Source organism: Pseudoalteromonas arctica A 37-1-2, assembly GCF_000238395.3.
Classification (GTDB): Bacteria; Pseudomonadota; Gammaproteobacteria; order Enterobacterales; family Alteromonadaceae; genus Pseudoalteromonas; species Pseudoalteromonas arctica.
Map to the genome: position 1 here is coordinate 2,479,208 of NZ_CP011025.1, position 20,778 is coordinate 2,499,985.

At 42.0% G+C, this 20,778-nt stretch carries 10 protein-coding genes, 8 tRNA genes and 3 rRNA genes; 5 read left to right on the forward strand and 16 right to left on the reverse strand.

The genetic code is table 11. The features are described from left to right. Window positions 1-245: 245 nt before the first annotated feature. Window positions 246-389, forward strand: a complete 144-nt coding sequence (locus PARC_RS21555; RefSeq protein ID WP_158522942.1) for a hypothetical protein — start codon at window positions 246-248, stop codon at window positions 387-389. A gap of 303 nt (window positions 390-692) precedes the next feature. Here PARC_RS21555 and rrf read toward each other — a convergent pair. The 3 genes from rrf to PARC_RS11095 all read right to left on the reverse strand — a co-directional run bounded on the left by rrf (window position 693) and on the right by PARC_RS11095 (window position 5,745). Next, window positions 693-807 (reverse strand): 5S ribosomal RNA (rrf, locus tag PARC_RS11085). A 212-nt stretch (window positions 808-1,019) separates the two neighbouring features. Next, window positions 1,020-3,910: ribosomal RNA gene (locus PARC_RS11090) — 23S ribosomal RNA — on the reverse strand. Between the two features lie 299 nt (window positions 3,911-4,209). Further along, window positions 4,210-5,745, reverse strand: a 16S ribosomal RNA gene (locus PARC_RS11095). The 16S, 23S and 5S rRNA genes sit together here, the layout of an rRNA operon. Window positions 5,746-6,348: 603 nt before the next feature. Between PARC_RS11095 and PARC_RS11105 the strand changes: the two genes are divergently transcribed. Continuing rightward, window positions 6,349-7,764, forward strand: a complete 1,416-nt coding sequence (locus tag PARC_RS11105; protein WP_010555303.1) for an alanine/glycine:cation symporter family protein — start codon at window positions 6,349-6,351, stop codon at window positions 7,762-7,764. Window positions 7,765-8,690: 926 nt separating this feature from the next. Here PARC_RS11105 and PARC_RS11110 read toward each other — a convergent pair. The 12 genes from PARC_RS11110 to PARC_RS11165 all read right to left on the reverse strand — a co-directional run bounded on the left by PARC_RS11110 (window position 8,691) and on the right by PARC_RS11165 (window position 14,149). Beyond that, window positions 8,691-8,777: transfer RNA gene (locus tag PARC_RS11110), tRNA-Leu, on the reverse strand. Window positions 8,778-8,815: 38 nt separating this feature from the next. Beyond that, a tRNA-Cys gene (locus PARC_RS11115) sits at window positions 8,816-8,889 on the reverse strand. A gap of 19 nt (window positions 8,890-8,908) precedes the next feature. After that, window positions 8,909-8,984 (reverse strand) — tRNA-Gly (locus PARC_RS11120). 49 nt (window positions 8,985-9,033) lie between these two features. Then, a tRNA-Leu gene (locus PARC_RS11125) sits at window positions 9,034-9,120 on the reverse strand. A 39-nt stretch (window positions 9,121-9,159) separates the two neighbouring features. Next, window positions 9,160-9,235: transfer RNA gene (locus tag PARC_RS11130), tRNA-Gly, on the reverse strand. Window positions 9,236-9,299: 64 nt separating this feature from the next. Beyond that, a tRNA-Leu gene (locus PARC_RS11135) sits at window positions 9,300-9,386 on the reverse strand. Window positions 9,387-9,423: 37 nt separating this feature from the next. Further along, window positions 9,424-9,497 (reverse strand) — tRNA-Cys (locus tag PARC_RS11140). Between the two features lie 32 nt (window positions 9,498-9,529). Then, window positions 9,530-9,605, reverse strand: a tRNA-Gly gene (locus PARC_RS11145). A 212-nt stretch (window positions 9,606-9,817) separates the two neighbouring features. Further along, window positions 9,818-10,363: a CDP-diacylglycerol--glycerol-3-phosphate 3-phosphatidyltransferase gene (gene pgsA, locus PARC_RS11150; protein ID WP_032827134.1), complete on the reverse strand. Its 546-nt coding sequence runs from the start codon at window positions 10,361-10,363 to the stop codon at window positions 9,818-9,820. Between the two features lie 42 nt (window positions 10,364-10,405). Next, window positions 10,406-12,229: an excinuclease ABC subunit UvrC gene (gene uvrC / locus PARC_RS11155; RefSeq protein WP_021032122.1), complete on the reverse strand. Its 1,824-nt coding sequence runs from the start codon at window positions 12,227-12,229 to the stop codon at window positions 10,406-10,408. A gap of 9 nt (window positions 12,230-12,238) precedes the next feature. Then, window positions 12,239-12,889 carry a UvrY/SirA/GacA family response regulator transcription factor gene (gene uvrY, locus PARC_RS11160; RefSeq protein ID WP_002963136.1) on the reverse strand — a complete coding sequence of 217 codons (651 nt, stop codon included), beginning with the start codon at window positions 12,887-12,889 and terminating at the stop codon, window positions 12,239-12,241. Window positions 12,890-12,997: 108 nt separating this feature from the next. After that, entirely contained in the window at window positions 12,998-14,149 is a 1,152-nt protein-coding gene (locus PARC_RS11165; RefSeq protein ID WP_007587010.1) for a dicarboxylate/amino acid:cation symporter, read from the reverse strand. Between the two features lie 362 nt (window positions 14,150-14,511). Between PARC_RS11165 and cysK the strand changes: the two genes are divergently transcribed. Continuing rightward, window positions 14,512-15,480 carry a cysteine synthase A gene (cysK, locus tag PARC_RS11170; protein WP_002963138.1) on the forward strand — a complete coding sequence of 323 codons (969 nt, stop codon included), beginning with the start codon at window positions 14,512-14,514 and terminating at the stop codon, window positions 15,478-15,480. 142 nt (window positions 15,481-15,622) lie between these two features. Then, window positions 15,623-16,057: a hypothetical protein gene (locus tag PARC_RS11175; protein ID WP_007587009.1), complete on the forward strand. Its 435-nt coding sequence runs from the start codon at window positions 15,623-15,625 to the stop codon at window positions 16,055-16,057. 342 nt (window positions 16,058-16,399) lie between these two features. Here PARC_RS11175 and PARC_RS11180 read toward each other — a convergent pair whose 3' ends face one another. Then, window positions 16,400-18,676, reverse strand: coding sequence for an acyl-CoA dehydrogenase (locus PARC_RS11180; protein ID WP_010555304.1), 2,277 nt, complete (start codon window positions 18,674-18,676; stop codon window positions 16,400-16,402). Window positions 18,677-18,843: 167 nt separating this feature from the next. On the opposite strand from PARC_RS11180, the gene PARC_RS11185 reads away from it, so the two are divergent. After that, complete coding sequence (locus PARC_RS11185; protein WP_010555305.1) at window positions 18,844-20,691, forward strand: M2 family metallopeptidase; 1,848 nt, start codon at window positions 18,844-18,846, stop codon at window positions 20,689-20,691. The last annotated feature ends 87 nt before the right edge of the window (window positions 20,692-20,778 follow it).

Sequence of the window (20,778 nt, forward strand, 5' to 3'; positions counted from 1 at the left end):
TGAATAAGATAGTTGAGTGAGTTGTACGCTATTCACCTACATTTAACTTTACTACACTTTTAAAACGCGAACCTTTCGGGTTTAGTTAGATCATGAAGGTATTTAATGTAAGTACTTGATGATGTTATGGTATAGATTATTCGTTATTGGCTCGCATTTAATCTTTCTTCAGGCGTAAAAATCTAATTGTTAGATTCGGGCTCTCTACAATGTGAAGTCGGTGCGCTACGCAGTAGGATGTCGTAGTGCCCACAGCAGTAGAAAGTCACGTAGCAAATGCTGCTGTATTGGCCGACTGGGGTATTGAGGATTTTTGTTGTGATTCTAGCGTCGGGAGTCGCTGCGCTCGCCCGCCCTACGTGATGGGTGTTGATGTGAGTGTGTGTTAATTGCGCGCATTTCACTTTTCTGCAGACGTAAAAAAGCCCGAATCGTTAGAGCCGGGCTTTCTACAATGTGAAGCTTGTGTAATGTCATAGTGCCCACAGCAGTAGAAAGTCACGTAGCAAATGCTAATTTATTGGCCGACTGAGTTATTGAGGGGTTTTGTTGTGATTTTAACGTCGGGAGTCGCTATGCTCGCCCGCCCTACGTGATGCGTGTTGATGTAGTGTGTATTAATTACGCACATTTACTTTTCTGCAAACGTAAAAAAGCCCGAATCGTTAGATTCGGGCTTTCTACAATTTGAAGCCTGGTAATGTCCTACTTTCACATAGCAAATGCTACACTATCATCGGCGCTGTTTCGTTTCACTACTGAGTTCGGCATGGAGTCAGGTGGGTCCAAAACGCTATTGTCACCAAGCAAATTAGGTGCAAAGAATCAATGACAAGCACGTAGTGCTACCATTTTCTTTGCGCAAGGTGCCTCAACTTTAACGCTACGCGCTAAGAGTCACCTCTTGAATTTGGAAAATATCTGATAATATTTTTTAAGTCTTTCTTAAGTAATATCTACTTTAGTCATATTAACTTCTTCGCTTGTTTCACTATCACATAAAACGCGTTTGGCGTTGTATGGTTAAGCCTCACGGGTAATTAGTACAAGTTAGCTTAATGGCTCACACCACTTCCACATCTTGCCTATCAACGTTGTAGTCTTCAACGGCCCTTCAGAGACTTTAAAAGTCTAGTGAGAACTCATCTCGAGGCCTGCTTCGCGCTTAGATGCTTTCAGCGCTTATCAGTTCCGAACGTAGCTACCGGGCAATGCCATTGGCATGACAACCCGAACACCAGCGGTTCGTTCACTCCGGTCCTCTCGTACTAGGAGCAACCCCTCTCAATTCTCAAACGCCCACGGCAGATAGGGACCGAACTGTCTCACGACGTTCTAAACCCAGCTCGCGTACCACTTTAAATGGCGAACAGCCATACCCTTGGGACCGACTTCAGCCCCAGGATGTGATGAGCCGACATCGAGGTGCCAAACACCGCCGTCGATATGAACTCTTGGGCGGTATCAGCCTGTTATCCCCGGAGTACCTTTTATCCGTTGAGCGATGGCCCTTCCATTCAGAACCACCGGATCACTATGACCTACTTTCGTACCTGCTCGACGTGTCTGTCTCGCAGTTAAGCTGGCTTCTACCATTACACTAACCGTACGATGTCCGACCGTACTTAGCCAACCTTCGTGCTCCTCCGTTACTCTTTAGGAGGAGACCGCCCCAGTCAAACTACCCACCAGGCACTGTCCGTAACCCCGATTCAGGGGCCAACGTTAGAACATCAAAACTACAAGGGTGGTATTTCAAGGTTGACTCCACAACAACTAGCGTCGCTGCTTCAAAGTCTCCCACCTATCCTACACATGTAGGTTCAATGTTCAGTGCCAAGCTGTAGTAAAGGTTCACGGGGTCTTTCCGTCTAGCCGCGGGTACACAGCATCTTCACTGCGATTTCAATTTCACTGAGTCTCGGGTGGAGACAGCGTGGCCATGGTTACACCATTCGTGCAGGTCGGAACTTACCCGACAAGGAATTTCGCTACCTTAGGACCGTTATAGTTACGGCCGCCGTTTACCGGGGCTTCGATCAAGAGCTTCTCCCTAAGGATAACCCCATCAATTAACCTTCCGGCACCGGGCAGGTGTCACACCGTATACGTCATCTTGCGATTTTGCACAGTGCTGTGTTTTTAATAAACAGTCCCAGCCACCTGGTCACTGCGGCTCCCGTCCGCTTAGAGAGCAAGTCTCATCACAGATAGGAGCGTACCTTCTCCCGAAGTTACGGTACGATTTTGCCTAGTTCCTTCACCCGAGTTCTCTCAAGCGCCTTAGTATTCTCTACCTGACCACCTGTGTCGGTTTGGGGTACGATTCCATATAATCTGAAGCTTAGAGGCTTTTCCTGGAAGTATGGCATCAGCAACTTCATCACCGTAGTGACTCGTCTCGTGTCTCAGGTTTAATGTTTGTCCGGATTTACCTAAACAAACGCCCTACTCACTTTCACATAGACTACCAACGCTATGCTTGCTTAGCCTGCTCCGTCCCCCCATCGCAATTATATCGAGTACAGAAATATTAATCTGTTTCCCATCGACTACGCCTTTCGGCCTCGCCTTAGGGGTCGACTTACCCTACCCTGATTAACATGGGATAGGAACCCTTGGTCTTCCGGCGTGGGAGTTTTTCACTCCCATTATCGTTACTCATGTCAGCATTCGCACTTCTGATACCTCCAGCATACCTCCCGGTACACCTTCAACGGCTTACAGAACGCTCCCCTACCACTCAGAATAAATTCTGAATCCGCAGCTTCGGTGCATAGTTTAGCCCCGTTACATCTTCCGCGCAGACCGACTCGACCAGTGAGCTATTACGCTTTCTTTAAAGGATGGCTGCTTCTAAGCCAACCTCCTGGCTGTCTGGGCCTTTCCACATCGTTTCCCACTTAACTATGACTTTGGGACCTTAGCTGGCGGTCTGGGTTGTTTCCCTCTTCACGACGGACGTTAGCACCCGCCGTGTGTCTCCCGGATATTACTTTACGGTATTCGGAGTTTGCAAAGGGTTGGTAAGTCGGGATGACCCCCTAGCCTTAACAGTGCTCTACCCCCGTAAGTATTCGTCCGAGGCTCTACCTAAATAGATTTCGGGGAGAACCAGCTATCTCCCGGTTTGATTAGCCTTTCACTCCTAGCCACAGGTCATCCCCTAACTTTTCAACGTTAGTGGGTTCGGTCCTCCAGTTGATGTTACTCAACCTTCAACCTGCCCATGGCTAGATCACCGGGTTTCGGGTCTATACCTTGCAACTATTCGCCCAGTTAAGACTCGGTTTCCCTACGGCTACCCTATTCGGTTAACCTCGCTACAAAATATAAGTCGCTGACCCATTATACAAAAGGTACGCAGTCACCCAACAAGTGGGCTCCTACTGCTTGTACGTACACGGTTTCAGGTTCTATTTCACTCCCCTCACAGGGGTTCTTTTCGCCTTTCCCTCACGGTACTGGTTCACTATCGGTCAGTTGGGAGTATTTAGCCTTAGATGATGGTCCACCTATATTCAGTCAAAGTTTCACGTGCTCCGACCTACTCGATTTCACTTAAAATGTCTTTTCATGTACGGGACTATCACCCTGTATCGTGGCGCTTTCCAGCAGCCTTCCATTAACACATAATAAGCTTAAGGGCTGTTCCGATTTCGCTCGCCGCTACTTTCGGAATCTCGGTTGATTTCTTTTCCTACGGGTACTTAGATGTTTCAGTTCTCCGCGTTCGCTTCGTTAACCTATGTATTCAGTTAACGATACCTGCAAGCAGGTGGGTTTCCCCATTCGGAAATCTTAGTCTCAAGCGCTTTTTACTAGCTTGACTAAGCTTATCGCAAGTTAATACGTCCTTCATCGCCTCCAACTGCCAAGGCATCCACCGTGTACGCTTAGTCACTTAACCATACAACCCAAACGGGTCTTTGTTTTGTGACAGTTTAACTTCGCCAGAAGTCAATATTGAATACTAAAGTAGATACCAATCAATCAACTCATAAGAGTTAACTAAATGGCACTGAATGGTACTGCTACCATTCTTTTTTTACTTTTGAAAACTCTTGATAAATACAATGTATTCATCAGAATTTTATTATCAGCTTTTCCAAATTTTTAAAGAGCTTATTAATTAGTTATCCCGAAGGGACACGCACTAATTAACAATCATCTGTGTGGACACTACGAACAAATAAGTTCTAAATCGTATAAGGAGGTGATCCAGCCCCAGGTTCCCCTAGGGCTACCTTGTTACGACTTCACCCCAGTCATGAATCACTCCGTGGTAAACGTCCTCCCGAGGGTTAGACTATCTACTTCTGGAGCAACCCACTCCCATGGTGTGACGGGCGGTGTGTACAAGGCCCGGGAACGTATTCACCGCGTCATTCTGATACGCGATTACTAGCGATTCCGACTTCATGGAGTCGAGTTGCAGACTCCAATCCGGACTACGACGCACTTTAAGTGATTCGCTTACTCTCGCGAGTTCGCAGCACTCTGTATGCGCCATTGTAGCACGTGTGTAGCCCTACACGTAAGGGCCATGATGACTTGACGTCGTCCCCACCTTCCTCCGGTTTATCACCGGCAGTCTCCTTAGAGTTCTCAGCATTACCTGCTAGCAACTAAGGATAGGGGTTGCGCTCGTTGCGGGACTTAACCCAACATCTCACAACACGAGCTGACGACAGCCATGCAGCACCTGTATCAGAGTTCCCGAAGGCACCAAACCATCTCTGGTAAGTTCTCTGTATGTCAAGTGTAGGTAAGGTTCTTCGCGTTGCATCGAATTAAACCACATGCTCCACCGCTTGTGCGGGCCCCCGTCAATTCATTTGAGTTTTAACCTTGCGGCCGTACTCCCCAGGCGGTCTACTTAATGCGTTAGCTTTGAAAAACAGAACCGAGGCTCCGAGCTTCTAGTAGACATCGTTTACGGCGTGGACTACCGGGGTATCTAATCCCGTTTGCTCCCCACGCTTTCGTACATGAGCGTCAGTGTTGACCCAGGTGGCTGCCTTCGCCATCGGTATTCCTTCAGATCTCTACGCATTTCACCGCTACACCTGAAATTCTACCACCCTCTATCACACTCTAGTTTGCCAGTTCGAAATGCAGTTCCCAGGTTGAGCCCGGGGCTTTCACATCTCGCTTAACAAACCGCCTGCGTACGCTTTACGCCCAGTAATTCCGATTAACGCTCGCACCCTCCGTATTACCGCGGCTGCTGGCACGGAGTTAGCCGGTGCTTCTTCTGTCAGTAACGTCACACATGATGGGTATTAACCACCACGCTTTCCTCCTGACTGAAAGTGCTTTACAACCCGAAGGCCTTCTTCACACACGCGGCATGGCTGCATCAGGCTTGCGCCCATTGTGCAATATTCCCCACTGCTGCCTCCCGTAGGAGTCTGGGCCGTGTCTCAGTCCCAGTGTGGCTGATCATCCTCTCAAACCAGCTAGGGATCGTCGCCTTGGTGAGCCATTACCTCACCAACTAGCTAATCCCACTTGGGCCAATCTAAAGGCGAGAGCCGAAGCCCCCTTTGGTCCGTAGACATTATGCGGTATTAGCAGTCGTTTCCAACTGTTGTCCCCCACCTCAAGGCATGTTCCCAAGCATTACTCACCCGTCCGCCGCTCGTCAGCAAAGTAGCAAGCTACTTTCTGTTACCGCTCGACTTGCATGTGTTAGGCCTGCCGCCAGCGTTCAATCTGAGCCATGATCAAACTCTTCAATTAAAAAGTTTTATGTCTTTCGACAGCTCAATGAATTCTGAATTTATTTTAATATCTTTCGATATTGAATTGACTGTGCCGAATAATTACCGAAATAACTATTCTGTTGGTCACTCAGTTTTCAATTGAGACTCTAATTTGTTTGCCTCGCTACCTAAGTAGGTTGGCTGTTAGAACTCAATCTGTACGAGTGCCCACACAGATGATTGCTTTATATTTTTAAAGAACGTTTTGAGTCGCTTTAGCGTCTCAAGGGATGCGAATAATACACCCTTTATTTTTCGAGTCAACACTTAGTTTTAAACTTTCTTTTTAGAAGATTTAAAACCGAAGTTTTATTTAACTCTCTGAGTAGTTCGTGCCTCGCTATGCGTTGGCGTTTCCCGTCTCAGTGGGGTCGCATTATAGGGAGCGGCGGATTTTACGCAAGCGTTATTTGCATAAATAGTAATTAAAATTAAACCCCAAGCAAGCACACATGATAAACACAGGTTACCCACAAAACCCTGTTGACAACTCTGTTTTTGAACTTTAAAACTAAACACTTTTATCCTGATGTGATAAGTTGCGGTCACTTTTTTTAACTCATGTATTTAGGCAGTATCCATGACAGACATAATAAACAGTATAAGTGCCCTTCTATGGGGCCAAGTTCTCGTCTACTTATTAATAGCAGCAGGCCTCTTTTTTACTTTTCGACTAGGCTTTATTCAGTTTGTGCAATTTCCACATATGTTCAAAGTTATGTTTGGCTCTCGTAAATGTGCCGATAATGAAATTTCATCCTTTCAGGCTTTTTGTACTTCGTTAGCTGCACGTGTTGGTACAGGTAATATGGCTGGTGTTGCTGTTGCCTTATACCTAGGTGGGCCAGGTGCTATTTTTTGGATGTGGCTTATTGCATTAATAGGTATGGCTACAAGCTTTGCTGAAAGTACTTTGGCTCAGGCTTATAAAACAAAAGATGCTGATGGCAATTTTAGAGGTGGCCCTGCTTATTATATGCAAAACGGTTTAGGTAAACGCTGGATGGGGACTTTATTCTCGTTATGCTTAATTTTAGCCTTTGGTTTGGTATTTAACGCCGTACAGTCAAACTCTATTGCTGCAGCATTTGAAGTAGCGTTTGATGTACCTAAGTATATAGTAGGCATTTGCTTGGTTATTGGCTCTGGTATTATTATTTTTGGTGGTTTGAAAACGATTTCTCGTTTTGCTGAAATGGTTGTCCCATTTATGGCATTAGCTTACTTGTTAGTGGCTCTTTATGTATGCGCTATTAACTTTACTGCATTACCTGATGTAATTGTACTTATAATAAAAAGTGCTTTTGGTATTGAACAAGCTGGTGCAGGTGCAATTGGTTATGGTGTTACACAAGCTATGATCCAAGGTATAAAGCGTGGCTTATTCTCAAACGAAGCTGGTATGGGTAGTGCAGCTAATGCTGCAGCCACTGCGACACCTTACCCTCCTCATCCAGCATCACAAGGTTATGTGCAAATGCTAGGTGTATTTATTGATACTATTGTTATTTGTACAGCGACTGCTTCTCTTATTTTACTATCGCAGCAATTAGTACCTGAATCTGGTGTTATGGGGATTGAACTTACACAAGCAGCATTACAAGAACATGTCGGCGACTGGGGTACTTACTTTATTGCCATTGCTATATTGTTTTTTGCTTTTACTTCTATTGTGGCTAATTACTCTTACGCTGAAACAAATTTAATGTTTTTAGAGCACAACTCTAATAAAGGTATGTTTATCTTTAGACTTGTTGTTTTAGGTATGGTGATGTTTGGTGCTGTTGGTGAGCTTGGTTTAATTTGGACGCTGGCAGATATATCAATGGGTTTAATGGCCATTGTAAACGTTATAGCGCTATTTATGCTTTCAGGTGTTGTTGTATGGCTCTCTAAAGATTACAACGAACAACGCAAAAAGGGCTTAATACCCACCTTTGACAAAAGTAAGCATCCTAAACTTGCTAAAGAGGTCGATCCCGAGGCCTGGAAATAAACAATAAACAGCGAGCTACGGCTCGCTTTTTTAGTTCTAAAAATAAAAAGTCCTGACACATAGCACTCGATCATTTATACGTAAAAGCTGTTACGGACTATAAGAACTGTATAGACATTATCTGATTATCAGCCAGACAAGACAACCTACAAAAACAGATGTTTAATGCCCATAGCTCTGCATTATGTATAAGCACTTTATTGTTTACCTATTTGAAGTTCTCACCATAACTCTAGACTTACTCTTACCCGCGATTTTTAACTTCCAATGAGCATGTGTTAGCAACCAATTCGACAACTATACCAACCTGCATAAATCTCTGAGCAATTTAACGAATTAAATTGCACTATAACGTCGTTAAAAATTTTATTTAGAACACTAGATACAAAAAATTTTGCCTAGATCTAGCGTAATTTCCTTAACCTTAAATAGACCCCATATATAAGCAGATTGATATTACTTTATGCTACCAGCACATAGGTGTTTGAACTTTGCTTTCAAGGTTGTTTGCTCTCGAGGTGTAGATTGCTTTACTGTTTTGAATTTTTTAAAGCTAATGGCCTACTTTACTGGTTAGTATCATAAGTCTATGACGCTTTAGTTCAGTTCAAAGTGTATTCATTAGCATTAAGTACTGTGTGTCGCTAAGGATTGCATGGCTGGTTTATTTGAGGCGCTATAGGATTGGGTTTGGAAATATTACATTATGCTTACTCATGTATATCTTTAATACGATAGATATACAAACTCTTAATGAACTATCACACAACGCTATTATTGGGTAGACCATGCATAAAATAGTGCATATCAAGATAATATAAATCATAGAAAACATAAAAATGATAAATCAGGATTTTTACTGGATATTTTATAGATATTGGAAGATTTATTAGATACTTTTTAAGCAGAGCGCTTAATATATAAGATGGTGCCCGAGGCCGGACTTGAACCGGCACGACTTGTTAGTCGAGGGATTTTAAATCCCTTGTGTCTACCAATTCCACCACTCGGGCATCGAGTTTGCTAATTAAAGCGTGTGGAGTAAATTATATGGAGGCGGAACCCGGAGTCGAACCGAGGTAAACGGATTTGCAATCCGGTGCATGGCCACTCTGCCATTCCGCCTAAATGTATCCAAATAATTTGGAGCGGTACACGAGGCTCGAACTCGTGACCTCGACCTTGGCAAGGTCGCGCTCTACCAACTGAGCTAGTACCGCAAAATACTGTTTTATCAACTTCAAATCATCTTGGTAAAATAATTTAAAGTGGTGCCCGAGGCCGGACTTGAACCGGCACGACTTGTTAGTCGAGGGATTTTAAATCCCTTGTGTCTACCAATTCCACCACTCGGGCATCGAGTTTGCTATTAAAAGCAAGTGGATAAAACTAATATGGAGCGGTACACGAGGCTCGAACTCGTGACCTCGACCTTGGCAAGGTCGCGCTCTACCAACTGAGCTAGTACCGCATCATATTAATTCTAAATTAATCATTTTATAAATTACACTTGGTAATGTAATTAAACCACAAAGTGGTGCCCGAGGCCGGACTTGAACCGGCACGACTTGTTAGTCGAGGGATTTTAAATCCCTTGTGTCTACCAATTCCACCACTCGGGCATCGAGTTTGCTAATTAAAGCGTGTGGAGTGTTGAAATGGAGGCGGAACCCGGAGTCGAACCGAGGTAAACGGATTTGCAATCCGGTGCATGGCCACTCTGCCATTCCGCCCCAATACTGGAGTAATAACCTTGAGATAAACTTGGAGCGGTACACGAGGCTCGAACTCGTGACCTCGACCTTGGCAAGGTCGCGCTCTACCAACTGAGCTAGTACCGCATTTTATTTATCAGTTATTTGAATTAACACATGATGATTTATGTGAACATTCAGGTAACTGATTAATTACCGTTTTGTTTATCTCGGGGGCTATGCCCTCTCAACACGGACGCATTCTACAGAGATTATTAAACGCGTCAATACAAAAAATGCTAGTTTTGAACTGTTTGCTTGTTTTTTATCTAAAACGGTGCGTTATTATACATTTAGAGTTAATTTTTAGTCAATTCACCCCATGCTGCACGTAAATATTGCATCATAGAACTCAAGGTTAAAAAGGTCGCAATGTACAGTAGTCCAAAACTTAAATAGTTCATCCACGTATCATATTGCCAAATCAAACCGATAATGGCTAACATTTGTGCAGCTGTCTTTATTTTACCCATATTTGATACAGCTACATTACCACGCTTACCCTGCTCTGCCATCCATTCACGAAGTGCAGATATGATAATTTCACGGCTTATTATAATAAGAGCAGGTATTGTCATGTACATTGACTGGTACTGATCAGATAACGCTACAAGTGCAGCACATACCATTACTTTGTCAGCAACAGGATCTAAAAAAGCACCAAAAGGAGTTGATTGCTCAAGCTTTCTTGCCAAATAACCGTCTAATATATCGGTGATCGATGCAAGCCAAAAAATAAAGGCGGCAGCAAAAAAAGCCCAGCTATAAGGCAAATAAAATATCACCAAAAAAACGGGGATAAGAAAAAGTCTAAATGTTGTGAGTGTGTTTGGAATATTCCACATAACTACTTGGATATGTCTTTTTTGCTATATTCGCATGTAGGGCTAGCCCTTGTCATGCAAATGGTTAAATATCTTCTCAGCCATGTCAGGGCTGATCCCAGGAACTTTCTTTAACTGTTCTATATTAGCAGCTTTTACACCCTGCATGCCCCCTAAATATTTTAATAATGTTTGGCGACGCTTAGAACCTACTCCATTTATTTCTTCTAGTAGTGATTGTGTACGTTGTTTTTGTCGTTTATTACGATGCCCTGCAATAGCAAAACGGTGAGACTCATCACGTATATGCTGAATCAAATGAAGCGCAGGCGCATCTGAATCCATCGGAATGGTTTTGCGTCCACCGTCAATCAATAGTGTTTCAAGACCGGGTTTACGACTCGTTCCTTTTGCAACACCGACTAATAAAGGCATTTTAGTGTGCGGCCAATTAGAAAAGTACTGCTCAGCGCGTCCTAACTGCCCCTTACCGCCATCAATAAAGATAACGTCTGGAATTTTGTCTTCGTCTACTAACTTGTTATAGCGCTTGTTAAGTGCAAATTCCATTGCAGCATAATCATCGCCACCTGTAATACCTGTTACGTTGTAGCGCCTATACTCTTTTGTATTTGGGCCTTGTGAGTCAAATACAACACAACTTGCAACGGTGTTCTCCCCCATGGTGTGGCTTATATCAAAACACTCCATTCGGGTAATATCGTCAAGTCGCAGTGTTGCTTTTAATTGTGCATAACGTTTATTAATAGAGTCTTGGGTACTTTGTTTAACCGCAATACTGTTTAATGCATTTTTATTGGCCAGTTGTAAGTATTGCGCACGCTCACCACGAGTGACCACTTTAAGGATTACTTTGCGCTCACTTATTTGTGTAAGCGCTTCGCCGAGTGCCCCGCTCTCTTCTATTTCAAACGGTAATATGATTTCTTTTGCAATACGCCCTGTTGCTCCTGGCGCTAAATAGTACTGTCCTAAAAATGAAGTCAATATTTCTTGCTCACTCGAATCTTTAGGTACTTTTGGAAAATAGGTTTTACTACCCAGTACTTTATGATCGCGGATCATTAATAAATGAATGCCGTTTAACCCGTTTAAATGCGCAAAACCGACAACATCCATTTCTGCAAAGTTACCAGAAATAGACTGTTGCTCCTGCATTTTACGAAGTAGCATTATTTGGTCGCGAACTTTTGCCGCCAATTCAAAGTTTAATTGCAGGCTGGCTGCTTCCATTTTTTTTATTAAATCAGCAATAACTTCGTGAGATTTACCCGTTAAAAATTTACGAACATAGTCAACTTGCTCACTATAATCATCATCAGTTACTTTATTTACACATGGAGCTGAGCAACGTTTAAGTTGATATTGCAGACACGGGCGACTTCTTGCGCGGTAATAAGCATCTTCACATTGACGAACAGGAAATATTTTTTGCATTAACCGCAAGCTTTCAGATACCGCTCCTGCGCTTGGGAAAGGCCCAAAGTACTCACCTTTAATTTTACGACTGCCACGATGAAATGCTAAACGAGGGTGTTTATGGCTAGTGAGTAAAATATAGGGGTACGACTTATCGTCGCGTAATAATATGTTGTACCGAGGCTGATATTTTTTTATTAGATTATTTTCTAGCAGCAGCGCTTCGGTTTCAGTATTGGTGAGGGTGACTTCAATGTTACAAATATTACTCACTAAAACGCGTGTTTTGCTATCGGTAATGTTACTTCTAAAGTAACTGCTCACACGCTTTTTTAGATGCTTTGCTTTACCAACATAAATAACTTGGTTGTCACTATCAAGCATGCGGTATACGCCCGGCTCACTTGATAGCGTTTTGAGAAAATGTACGTGATCGAATTCAGACATAAATTATAGTTAGTACGAAACGTCTATATCAATCATTTTATGACGAATAGCTAAATGGGTAAGCTCAACATCACCACCTACATTTAACTTTTCAAACATACGGTAACGATAGCTATTTACTGTTTTAGAGCTTAGATTTAAGCGTTCAGCTATATTTTGTGCTTTTTCACCTTTGGTGATCATAAGCATAATTTGCAGTTCGCGCTCAGATAAACTCTGAAAAGGGTTTTCATCTGTGCGGCCTGTCACTTGTGCAAGCGCTATCTGCTGTGCAATTTCAGGTGCAATGTAACGCTGACCAGCATGAACACAACGAATGGCACGAACCATTTCGTCAGAGCCTGCACCTTTAGTTAAAAAGCCATGTGCACCAATTTGCATTACCTTGCTCGGAAACGGGTCTTCACAATTAACAGTAAGCACAATAATTTTTACATCTGGGCAGTAACGACAAATCTTTTTAGTCGCTTCTAATCCGCCCATGCCTGGCATATTCATATCCATTAATACTATGTTTGGCGCATGCTGACGACAAAACTGTACAGCCTCTTCGCCAGTTTTAGCTTCGCCAATTACTTTAAACCCTCGTACGTCATCAAGAATACGCTTGATTCCTGTTCGTACAAGTTCATGGTCATCAACTAAAAGTACATTAATCAATGGAACATCCTCACTTACCTAACAACATGCAATTTAATTAAATTAATTTGCCACAGTAACATACATAAAGCGAAACAATAATTAATATTATTGCCTCGCTCTAATAGTTTAAGATGACGATTTTTCGCTAAATCTGTCAACCCATAACGCAATGATACCATCACCCGTTACATTACACGCAGTACCAAAGCTATCTTGTGCTAAATAAAGTGCAATCATTAATGCAACAGCACCTTCATTAAACCCAAGCATGCTTGTTAATAAACCAAGCGCCGACATGACTGCACCACCTGGCGCACCCGGTGCTGCAATCATTACTACACCTAACATCATAATAAACGGTAGCATACCCATTAATGAAGGAACTTCCATGCTTGGCGATAAAAACATAACAGCCATTGCACAGGTTACTATAGTGATAGTTGAGCCAGATAAGTGAATAGTCGCGCAAAGTGGCACTGTAAAGTTAGCTACATCTTCTTTAACGTTATTTGCTTTACTTGATTGAAGCGATACTGGAATCGTTGCTGCACTTGACATAGTACCTAACGCTGTAAAGTAAGCTGGTAGCATATTTTTAACTAATTCGATTGGATTACGTTTTAACAATATACCTGTCGCTATATATAAAACGCTTAACCATAACCAATGCATAACAAGCGCTGCAATTAGTACTACACCAAATGTTTGCAACGTATCTACCACAGTGCCTGCCACCGTCATTTCGGCAAATACGCCAGCAATGTAAAATGGTAAAGCTGGAATAATTACTTTCGATAATAACCCGTCCACTACATCACGACCCTGATCAGACACCTTTTTAAGCGTATCAAGTTCTAGTTGGCTCATGCCTATACCAAATACAAAAGCAGTCACTAATGCGGTCATTACACCCATCAGAGGTGGAATTTCTAAATCAATAAAACTACCTATTTCAGTAGCAACTTCTGCTTCAAATGTAATGCCACCACTTAAAAAAGGTATAACAGCACTTACTAATAAAAATGCAAGCGTACCTGCAATAATGGTAGAGCTGTAAGCAAACCCGACTGTTTTACCAAGTAAGTGACCAGACCCTTTTGGTAGGCCAGCAATACCCGATGCAATAAAAAATAAAATGATAAGAGGGATGGTAAAGGAGATAATTTGACCAATCAGCTCTTTTACTGTAAATAAAAGTTCAACACCAGTTATAGGTACATATAGTCCGACTAAGATACCGGCCACAATACCGGCAATTAATTTTAAGATTAACTTCATTGTGATTGCTTAATTGAATTTAGATACGTGTTTTTATCATGTTTTAGATGCATTGTGTGATAAAACTATTCAAGTTACATTCATATGCACAAATAACGAACAAATATAGCTTGATCCAATGCTCTTTCGAACATTTTTTGACTAAACGAGTTTTTACTCTTTAAATTTCAAATTAAGCCCGCACCTATAATAACTAAAGCACCGTTAATAATTGATTTTTATTTCGGCTGGTTATAAGCCCAATAGATATATGTTATAGCCAAACTTTACTTTAGTTTTTTTAAACTCACAGTAAAGTGTGTTTATATAGTTAGTAGCAAAGGCTATTAACACGTTGATCAGATTGCATCCAAAGGAACATTATGTCTACTATTTTTGAAGATAACTCACTAAGCATCGGTAATACACCGCTGGTAAAACTTAACCGTGTTACAGGTGGGAATGTATACGCTAAAGTTGAATCTCGTAATCCAAGCTTTAGTATCAAATGCCGCATTGGTGCATCGATGATTTGGGAAGCTGAAAAATCAGGTCAGCTTGTTGAAGGTAAAGAACTTATAGAACCAACATCGGGGAACACCGGTATTGCACTTGCATTTGTTGCAGCAGCACGTGGTTACAAGTTAACACTTACTATGCCAAACACCATGAGCCTAGAACGTCGCAAGCTATTAAAAGCATTAGGTGCAAATCTAGTGCTTACCGACGGTGCTAAAGGTATGAATGGCGCAATTGAAAAAGCAAAAGAAATTCAAGCAACAGCACCTGATAAGTATATTTTATTACAACAATTCGAAAACCCTGCAAACCCAAAAATTCACTTTGAAACAACAGGCCCTGAAATTTACGATGCGCTTGACGGCAAAGTAGACTTTTTTGTAGCAGGTGTAGGTACTGGTGGTACTATTACAGGTGTTAGCCGCTACCTTAAAACAGAAAAAGGTTTAAACGTTAAGTCTATTGCTGTTGAGCCAACTAACTCTCCTGTTATTAGCCAAACGCTTGCCGGTGAAGAAATTAAACCTGGCCCTCATAAAATCCAAGGTATTGGTGCTGGCTTTATCCCTGGCAACTTAGATATGGACTTAATTGATGGTGCCGAGCTTGTATCTAACGAAGACGCAATTGCAATGGCGCATCAGTTAATGAAAAAAGAAGGTATTTTAGTCGGTATTTCGTCAGGTGCTGCGGTTGTTGCAGCTAAGCGAATTGCTGAAAAACCTGAAAACGCAGATAAAAATATTGTTGTTATCCTACCTAGTGCAACTGAGCGTTACTTATCAAGCCCAATGTTTGATGAAGAATTTAGTGAGCAAGAGCTAGTACAATAAGTAATTTTAAGATTTTTAAAAGGATGCTTTAGGCATCCTTTTTTATTATTTATTATCCAATTTTCTATTTATTGCCCCCCATACCTTTACATCTTCCTAGATAAACCACACACTTTAAAAAAACTAATTAATAATAACTAATATGAAAAAAATCACGAGTTTATTAAGTTTGGTTATCTGTTTATTTTTATCAGCCTGTGGAGACGATACCAAAACACTTGGCGACACTCCTGGCGATACAGCAACCGCTTATTTTGATGCGCTTTATAACCAGCAAGACCTTCAAAAAGCCAGCACCATGGCAACACCCAATCTTACGCGCATCATGAAATCCTACGGCACTGCAAAACAGTTTTCCCGTAACTTAGTAAATATGCAATATGATGAAGTAACCATTGAAGTTGACATGACCAATATGAGCATCCGTGAACAATACGGTGATAACGCCAAAATAAACCTTATTTTTACCGGCTATTTAAATGGTGATAAAATTGACGAAATGCGCAGTGTAAAAATGCTTCGTAAAAAAGGCAAATGGTACATAGATAAAATAGTTGCCGACCCTTACGCTCGTTAAAATAAATGAATTAAACATAAAAAGGCCTTACATTTGTAAGGCCTTTTTCGCTTTAGCTAGGGCGTGTTGATCTTTGTGGATTGAAGTTTGTTCAATCTAGGGGCGATTTAATCGCGGCGCGAGGTTTGTAACCTAGTGGGCTAAGTAAAAACCGAGCAACAAAGAGTTAATCGTCCCTAGAAAGAACCCAAAGGGCAGCGCATGTTTGGCATTTATGCTGCGTTATCGCCTATTTATGGGGAATAACCACACTACATAGGCTCTGCCTTGCCTAAAAACCAAACAGCCTGCTGCAAATTCAACCACGAAGGGTCATCACGCCCTAGTATTTAAAGTACTGCGCTACAGCTCACCAGGTTGAAAGTTATCAACTGCAATGGCTTTCTTACGTAGCTTATTAGCATGATGCATTGCATCAGCATCCGTTTGCTCTAACAACTTATTTTCAAGCGCATAATTTATAGCACCTTCAATATCAAGCGTTGCAGGCACACTGCCCTTACGCTGCCATTGTTTTAAGTCTTTAAACTGCGCTTGCATATCATGCATAGCTAAAAATGCGCTTTCCATGACCCCTGTACCTGCATTTTCATCTACATAACATAAATGCGTTAAGCGGTTTCTAAATACACCCGGTTGAGTCATACGCTCACAAATACTTTGTGCAATTTCATCACTTGGTCTGTGGTAATGATTTCCAAGCGGGAATACGATACGTTTAAGGGTAAAATTAACAACCGGATTTGAAAAGTTTTTAAAGAAGCCATTAAACGCTTGGCCAATTTCAAATAATGAGTTCTCAATAGCATATTTTACAAATGGTAAATCAGCTTGTTGGCGCCCTTCGTCTTCATAACGTTTTAAAACAGTTGATGCTAAGTACAAATGACTTAATACATCACCCAAACGTGCCGATATCATTTCTTTTCGTTTAAGCTCACCGCCAAGCATTAACATAGCCACGTCTGTGCAAATAGCTAAGCCTCGGCTCATTCTGCTCAGTTGCTTATAATAAACAGCCGTTTCACCACCTACAGGCGCTTTAGCAAAATAACTACGTGTTAAGCCATGCACAAATGCCATACCTGCATTACTTGCTGCAAATATTATATGGTTCATTAATAAACCATCAAATTGTTCAAGTGCTGCGTCGTCATCTTCCATTGCAGCGGCTTCCATTTCTTTTAAAACAAATGGATGACAGCGTGTTGCACCTTGGCCAAATATCATTAAGTTACGCGTTAAAATATTCGCGCCTTCAACCGTAATTGATACTGGAATACCCATATAGCCATGCGCCAAATAGTTATTAGGCCCTACTTGAATTCCTTTACCTGAATGAATATCCATTGCATCATTCATTACCGTACGACCCATTTCAGTCATATGGTATTTAGCAATCGCTGTTACAACCGACGGGCTTAATTTTAAATCAATCGCACCTGCGGTCATTAATCTGCACGACTCAAGTGTGTAAGTTAAACCACCAATACGCGCAAGTGCCTCTTGCACGCCTTCAAATTGCCCTATAGATACACCAAACTGCTGGCGTACCATGGCATATGCCGATGTCATTTTTGAAGCTAAATGTCCAGTTGCTGCACTCAATGCTGGTAGTGATATACCACGCCCTGCACTTAAACACTCAACAAGCATTCTCCAGCCACGCCCTGCACACTCTTGACCACCAATGATCCAGTCCAGTGGTATAAATACATCTTTACCGTAAGTGGTACCATTCATGAAGGCCATATTAAGCGGATAATGACGCTCACCCGTTTCAACACCCGGATGATCGGTTGGTATTAGTGCACATGTAATGCCTAGCTCTTTCTTATCACCTAATAAAGCATCAGGGTCATACATTTTAAATGCTAAGCCGAGTACAGTAGCCACAGGTGCAAGCGTAATGTAGCGCTTTGACCAATTTAAACGCAGGCCCATTACTTGCTCGCCATTGTGCTCTCCCATACACACCACGCCCGAATCAGGAATGCTGCCAGCATCAGAGCCCGCCTCTGGTCCCGTTAATGCAAAACAAGGAACATCTGTACCATTAGCTAAACTTGGCAGCCAACGATCTTGCTGCTCTTTAGTACCATAGTGAAGAAGTAACTCGCCCGGACCTAAGCTATTAGGCACCATAACAGTGACTGCGGCTGTTAAGCTTTTAGTCGAAATTTTTGACACTATCGTTGAATTAGCAATTGCCGAGAACTCACGACCGCCAAATTTTTCAGGAATGATCAGCGCAAAAAAACCTTCTGTTTTTAGGTAATCCCACACTTCTTTTGGTAAGTCTTTGTCTTTTTGTACAATTTGATAATCATCAAGCATCGCCAATAAGGTTTCTACTTGGTTAGCCATAAATGCGTTTTCTTTATCGCTAAGCTCTGGTTTAGGAAAGCGGTGCAGTTTTTGCCAGTCTGGGTTACCACTAAATAACTCACCATCCCACCAAACATCACCTGCTTCCATCGCCTCTCGCTCTGTTTGCGATAATGGCGGAAGCACCTTTTTGAACATTTTAAACGTAGGACGACTAATCAAGTTTAGGCGAATATCTTTAACCGCAAAAATAACCACCACCACGACCAGCAATATTATAAATATTAACATGCGCACATTCCTTACACATTGAATGAAAATAGTAACTTAATTATGACCCATCTTAATTTAAATACAATCATTGCACGACGAGTCGTGAGCCTTAACGCATTCATTTTATTGTTTTAAACATCACTGCTATTATCAACGTTTTAATAACAATAAATTAAAGGAATAGCATGACCCCCTTTCGATTTAAACTAAGTATGAGCGCCTTAATGGTAGCAAGTACTCTTGCTTTAACAGCCTGCGATGCGCAAGTAACGATAGACACTACCAATTCAGCACACACTAAAAAAGCTGTAACAGCTAAAGATGCAAATACATTTATAACAAACACAGAAAAAGAACTAAGTGCACTTTATTTAGAATCGAGCCGTGCAGAATGGATTTACGCAAACTTTATTACTCATGATACGTCGGCTCTATCGGCTGAAGTTAACCGTAAAATGACCGAAACAGTCGTGCGTTTAGCAAATGAAGCTGCAAAATACGACGAACTAGAGCTTGATTACGATGCTCGCCGTAAGCTTGATAAACTAAAGCTCGCACTTACACTTCCTGCCCCACAAGACGCTGATAAAACAGCACAACTTTCACAAATTGTCGCAGAGCTTGGCGGGCTATACGGTAAAGGTAAATACTGTAAAGAAGACGGCACCTGTTTAAGCCTTGGCGACATGACTTCAAAAATGGCTACCAGCCGAGATTACAACGAACTACTTGATTTATGGCAAGGCTGGCGTCAAATATCAAAACCAATGCGCTCACTTTACGAGCAACAAGTAGTGCTGACCAACGAAGGTGCAAAGGAGCTTGGTTATGCCGATACGGGCGCTATGTGGCGCAGTAAATATGATATGCCTGCTGATGACTTCACCACCGAGCTTGACCGTATTTGGGGCCAAGTTAAACCACTGTATAACTCGCTACACTGCCATGTTCGCGCAAAGTTAGGTGAAAAGTACGGCACCGACAAAGTACCTCAAGATCAGCCAATACCAGCGCACTTACTTGGTAATATGTGGGCGCAAGCATGGGGTAATATTTACGATGTAGTTGCACCAGAAAACGCCGATCCGGGTTACGACGTAACCGAGTTATTAGCTCAAAATAATTACGACGAACTTAAAATGGTAAAAGGGGCTGAAAACTTTTTTACCTCAATGGGTTTTGACGCACTACCAGAGACATTTTACGAGCGTTCACTGTTTGTAAAACCAAAAGACAGAGATGTGCAGTGTCATGCATCAGCATGGAATATCGATAGCAAAGACGATTTACGCATTAAAATGTGTATTCAGCGCACAGGCGAAGAGTTTTCAGTTATTCACCATGAATTAGGTCATAACTTTTATCAACGCGCTTATAATAAACAACCTTTATTTTATCAAGAAAGTGCAAACGATGGTTTTCATGAAGCCATTGGTGACACCATTGCCTTATCGGTTACGCCGGGTTACTTAAAAGAAATCGGCTTACTTGAACAAGTACCTGATGAATCTAAAGATATTGGTTTATTAATGAAAATGGCACTTGATAAAGTCGCCTTTGTGCCGTTTAGCTTAATGGTTGATCAGTGGCGCTGGCAGGTATTTTCAGGAGAAGTAGTACCGGAAAATTACAATAAAGCATGGTGGGAACTACGTGAAAAATACCAAGGAGTGCAAGCTCCTATCGCACGTAGCGAAAATGATTTTGATCCGGGTGCTAAGTACCACGTTCCGGGTAACACGCCTTATACTCGTTACTTTTTAGCGCATATTTTACAATTTGAGTTTCATCGCAGCTTATGTGAAATTGCCGGTAACGATAAAGCCATTCATCGCTGCTCTATTTATAACTCAAAAGAAGCAGGGGATAAGCTAAACGCTATGCTTGAAATGGGTTCGTCTCGCCCTTGGCAAGAGGCGCTTGAAACTGTAACAGGTAAGCCGCAAATGGATGCAACAGCAATGCTCGATTACTTTGCACCATTACAAACATATTTAGATAAACAAAACGAAGGCCGCAACTGCGGCTGGTAATAAAGTAATACACTTGTATAAAAACAACAAAGCCCGCTAACTAAGCGGGCTTTTTAATATTATTTTTGTATTAAATAAGTACAAGAC

Bases quoted from the DNA above. Each gene is read 5' to 3' on its own strand.
- PARC_RS11105 (WP_010555303.1), top strand. From the start codon at position 6,349: ATGACAGACATAATAAACAGTATAAGTGCCCTTCTATGGGGCCAAGTT.
- PARC_RS11165 (WP_007587010.1), bottom strand. From the start codon at position 14,149: ATGAAGTTAATCTTAAAATTAATTGCCGGTATTGTGGCCGGTATCTTA.
- cysK (WP_002963138.1), top strand. From the start codon at position 14,512: ATGTCTACTATTTTTGAAGATAACTCACTAAGCATCGGTAATACACCG.
- pgsA (WP_032827134.1), bottom strand. From the start codon at position 10,363: ATGTGGAATATTCCAAACACACTCACAACATTTAGACTTTTTCTTATC.
- PARC_RS11175 (WP_007587009.1), top strand. From the start codon at position 15,623: ATGAAAAAAATCACGAGTTTATTAAGTTTGGTTATCTGTTTATTTTTA.
- PARC_RS11180 (WP_010555304.1), bottom strand. From the start codon at position 18,676: ATGTTAATATTTATAATATTGCTGGTCGTGGTGGTGGTTATTTTTGCG.
- PARC_RS11185 (WP_010555305.1), top strand. From the start codon at position 18,844: ATGACCCCCTTTCGATTTAAACTAAGTATGAGCGCCTTAATGGTAGCA.
- uvrC (WP_021032122.1), bottom strand. From the start codon at position 12,229: ATGTCTGAATTCGATCACGTACATTTTCTCAAAACGCTATCAAGTGAG.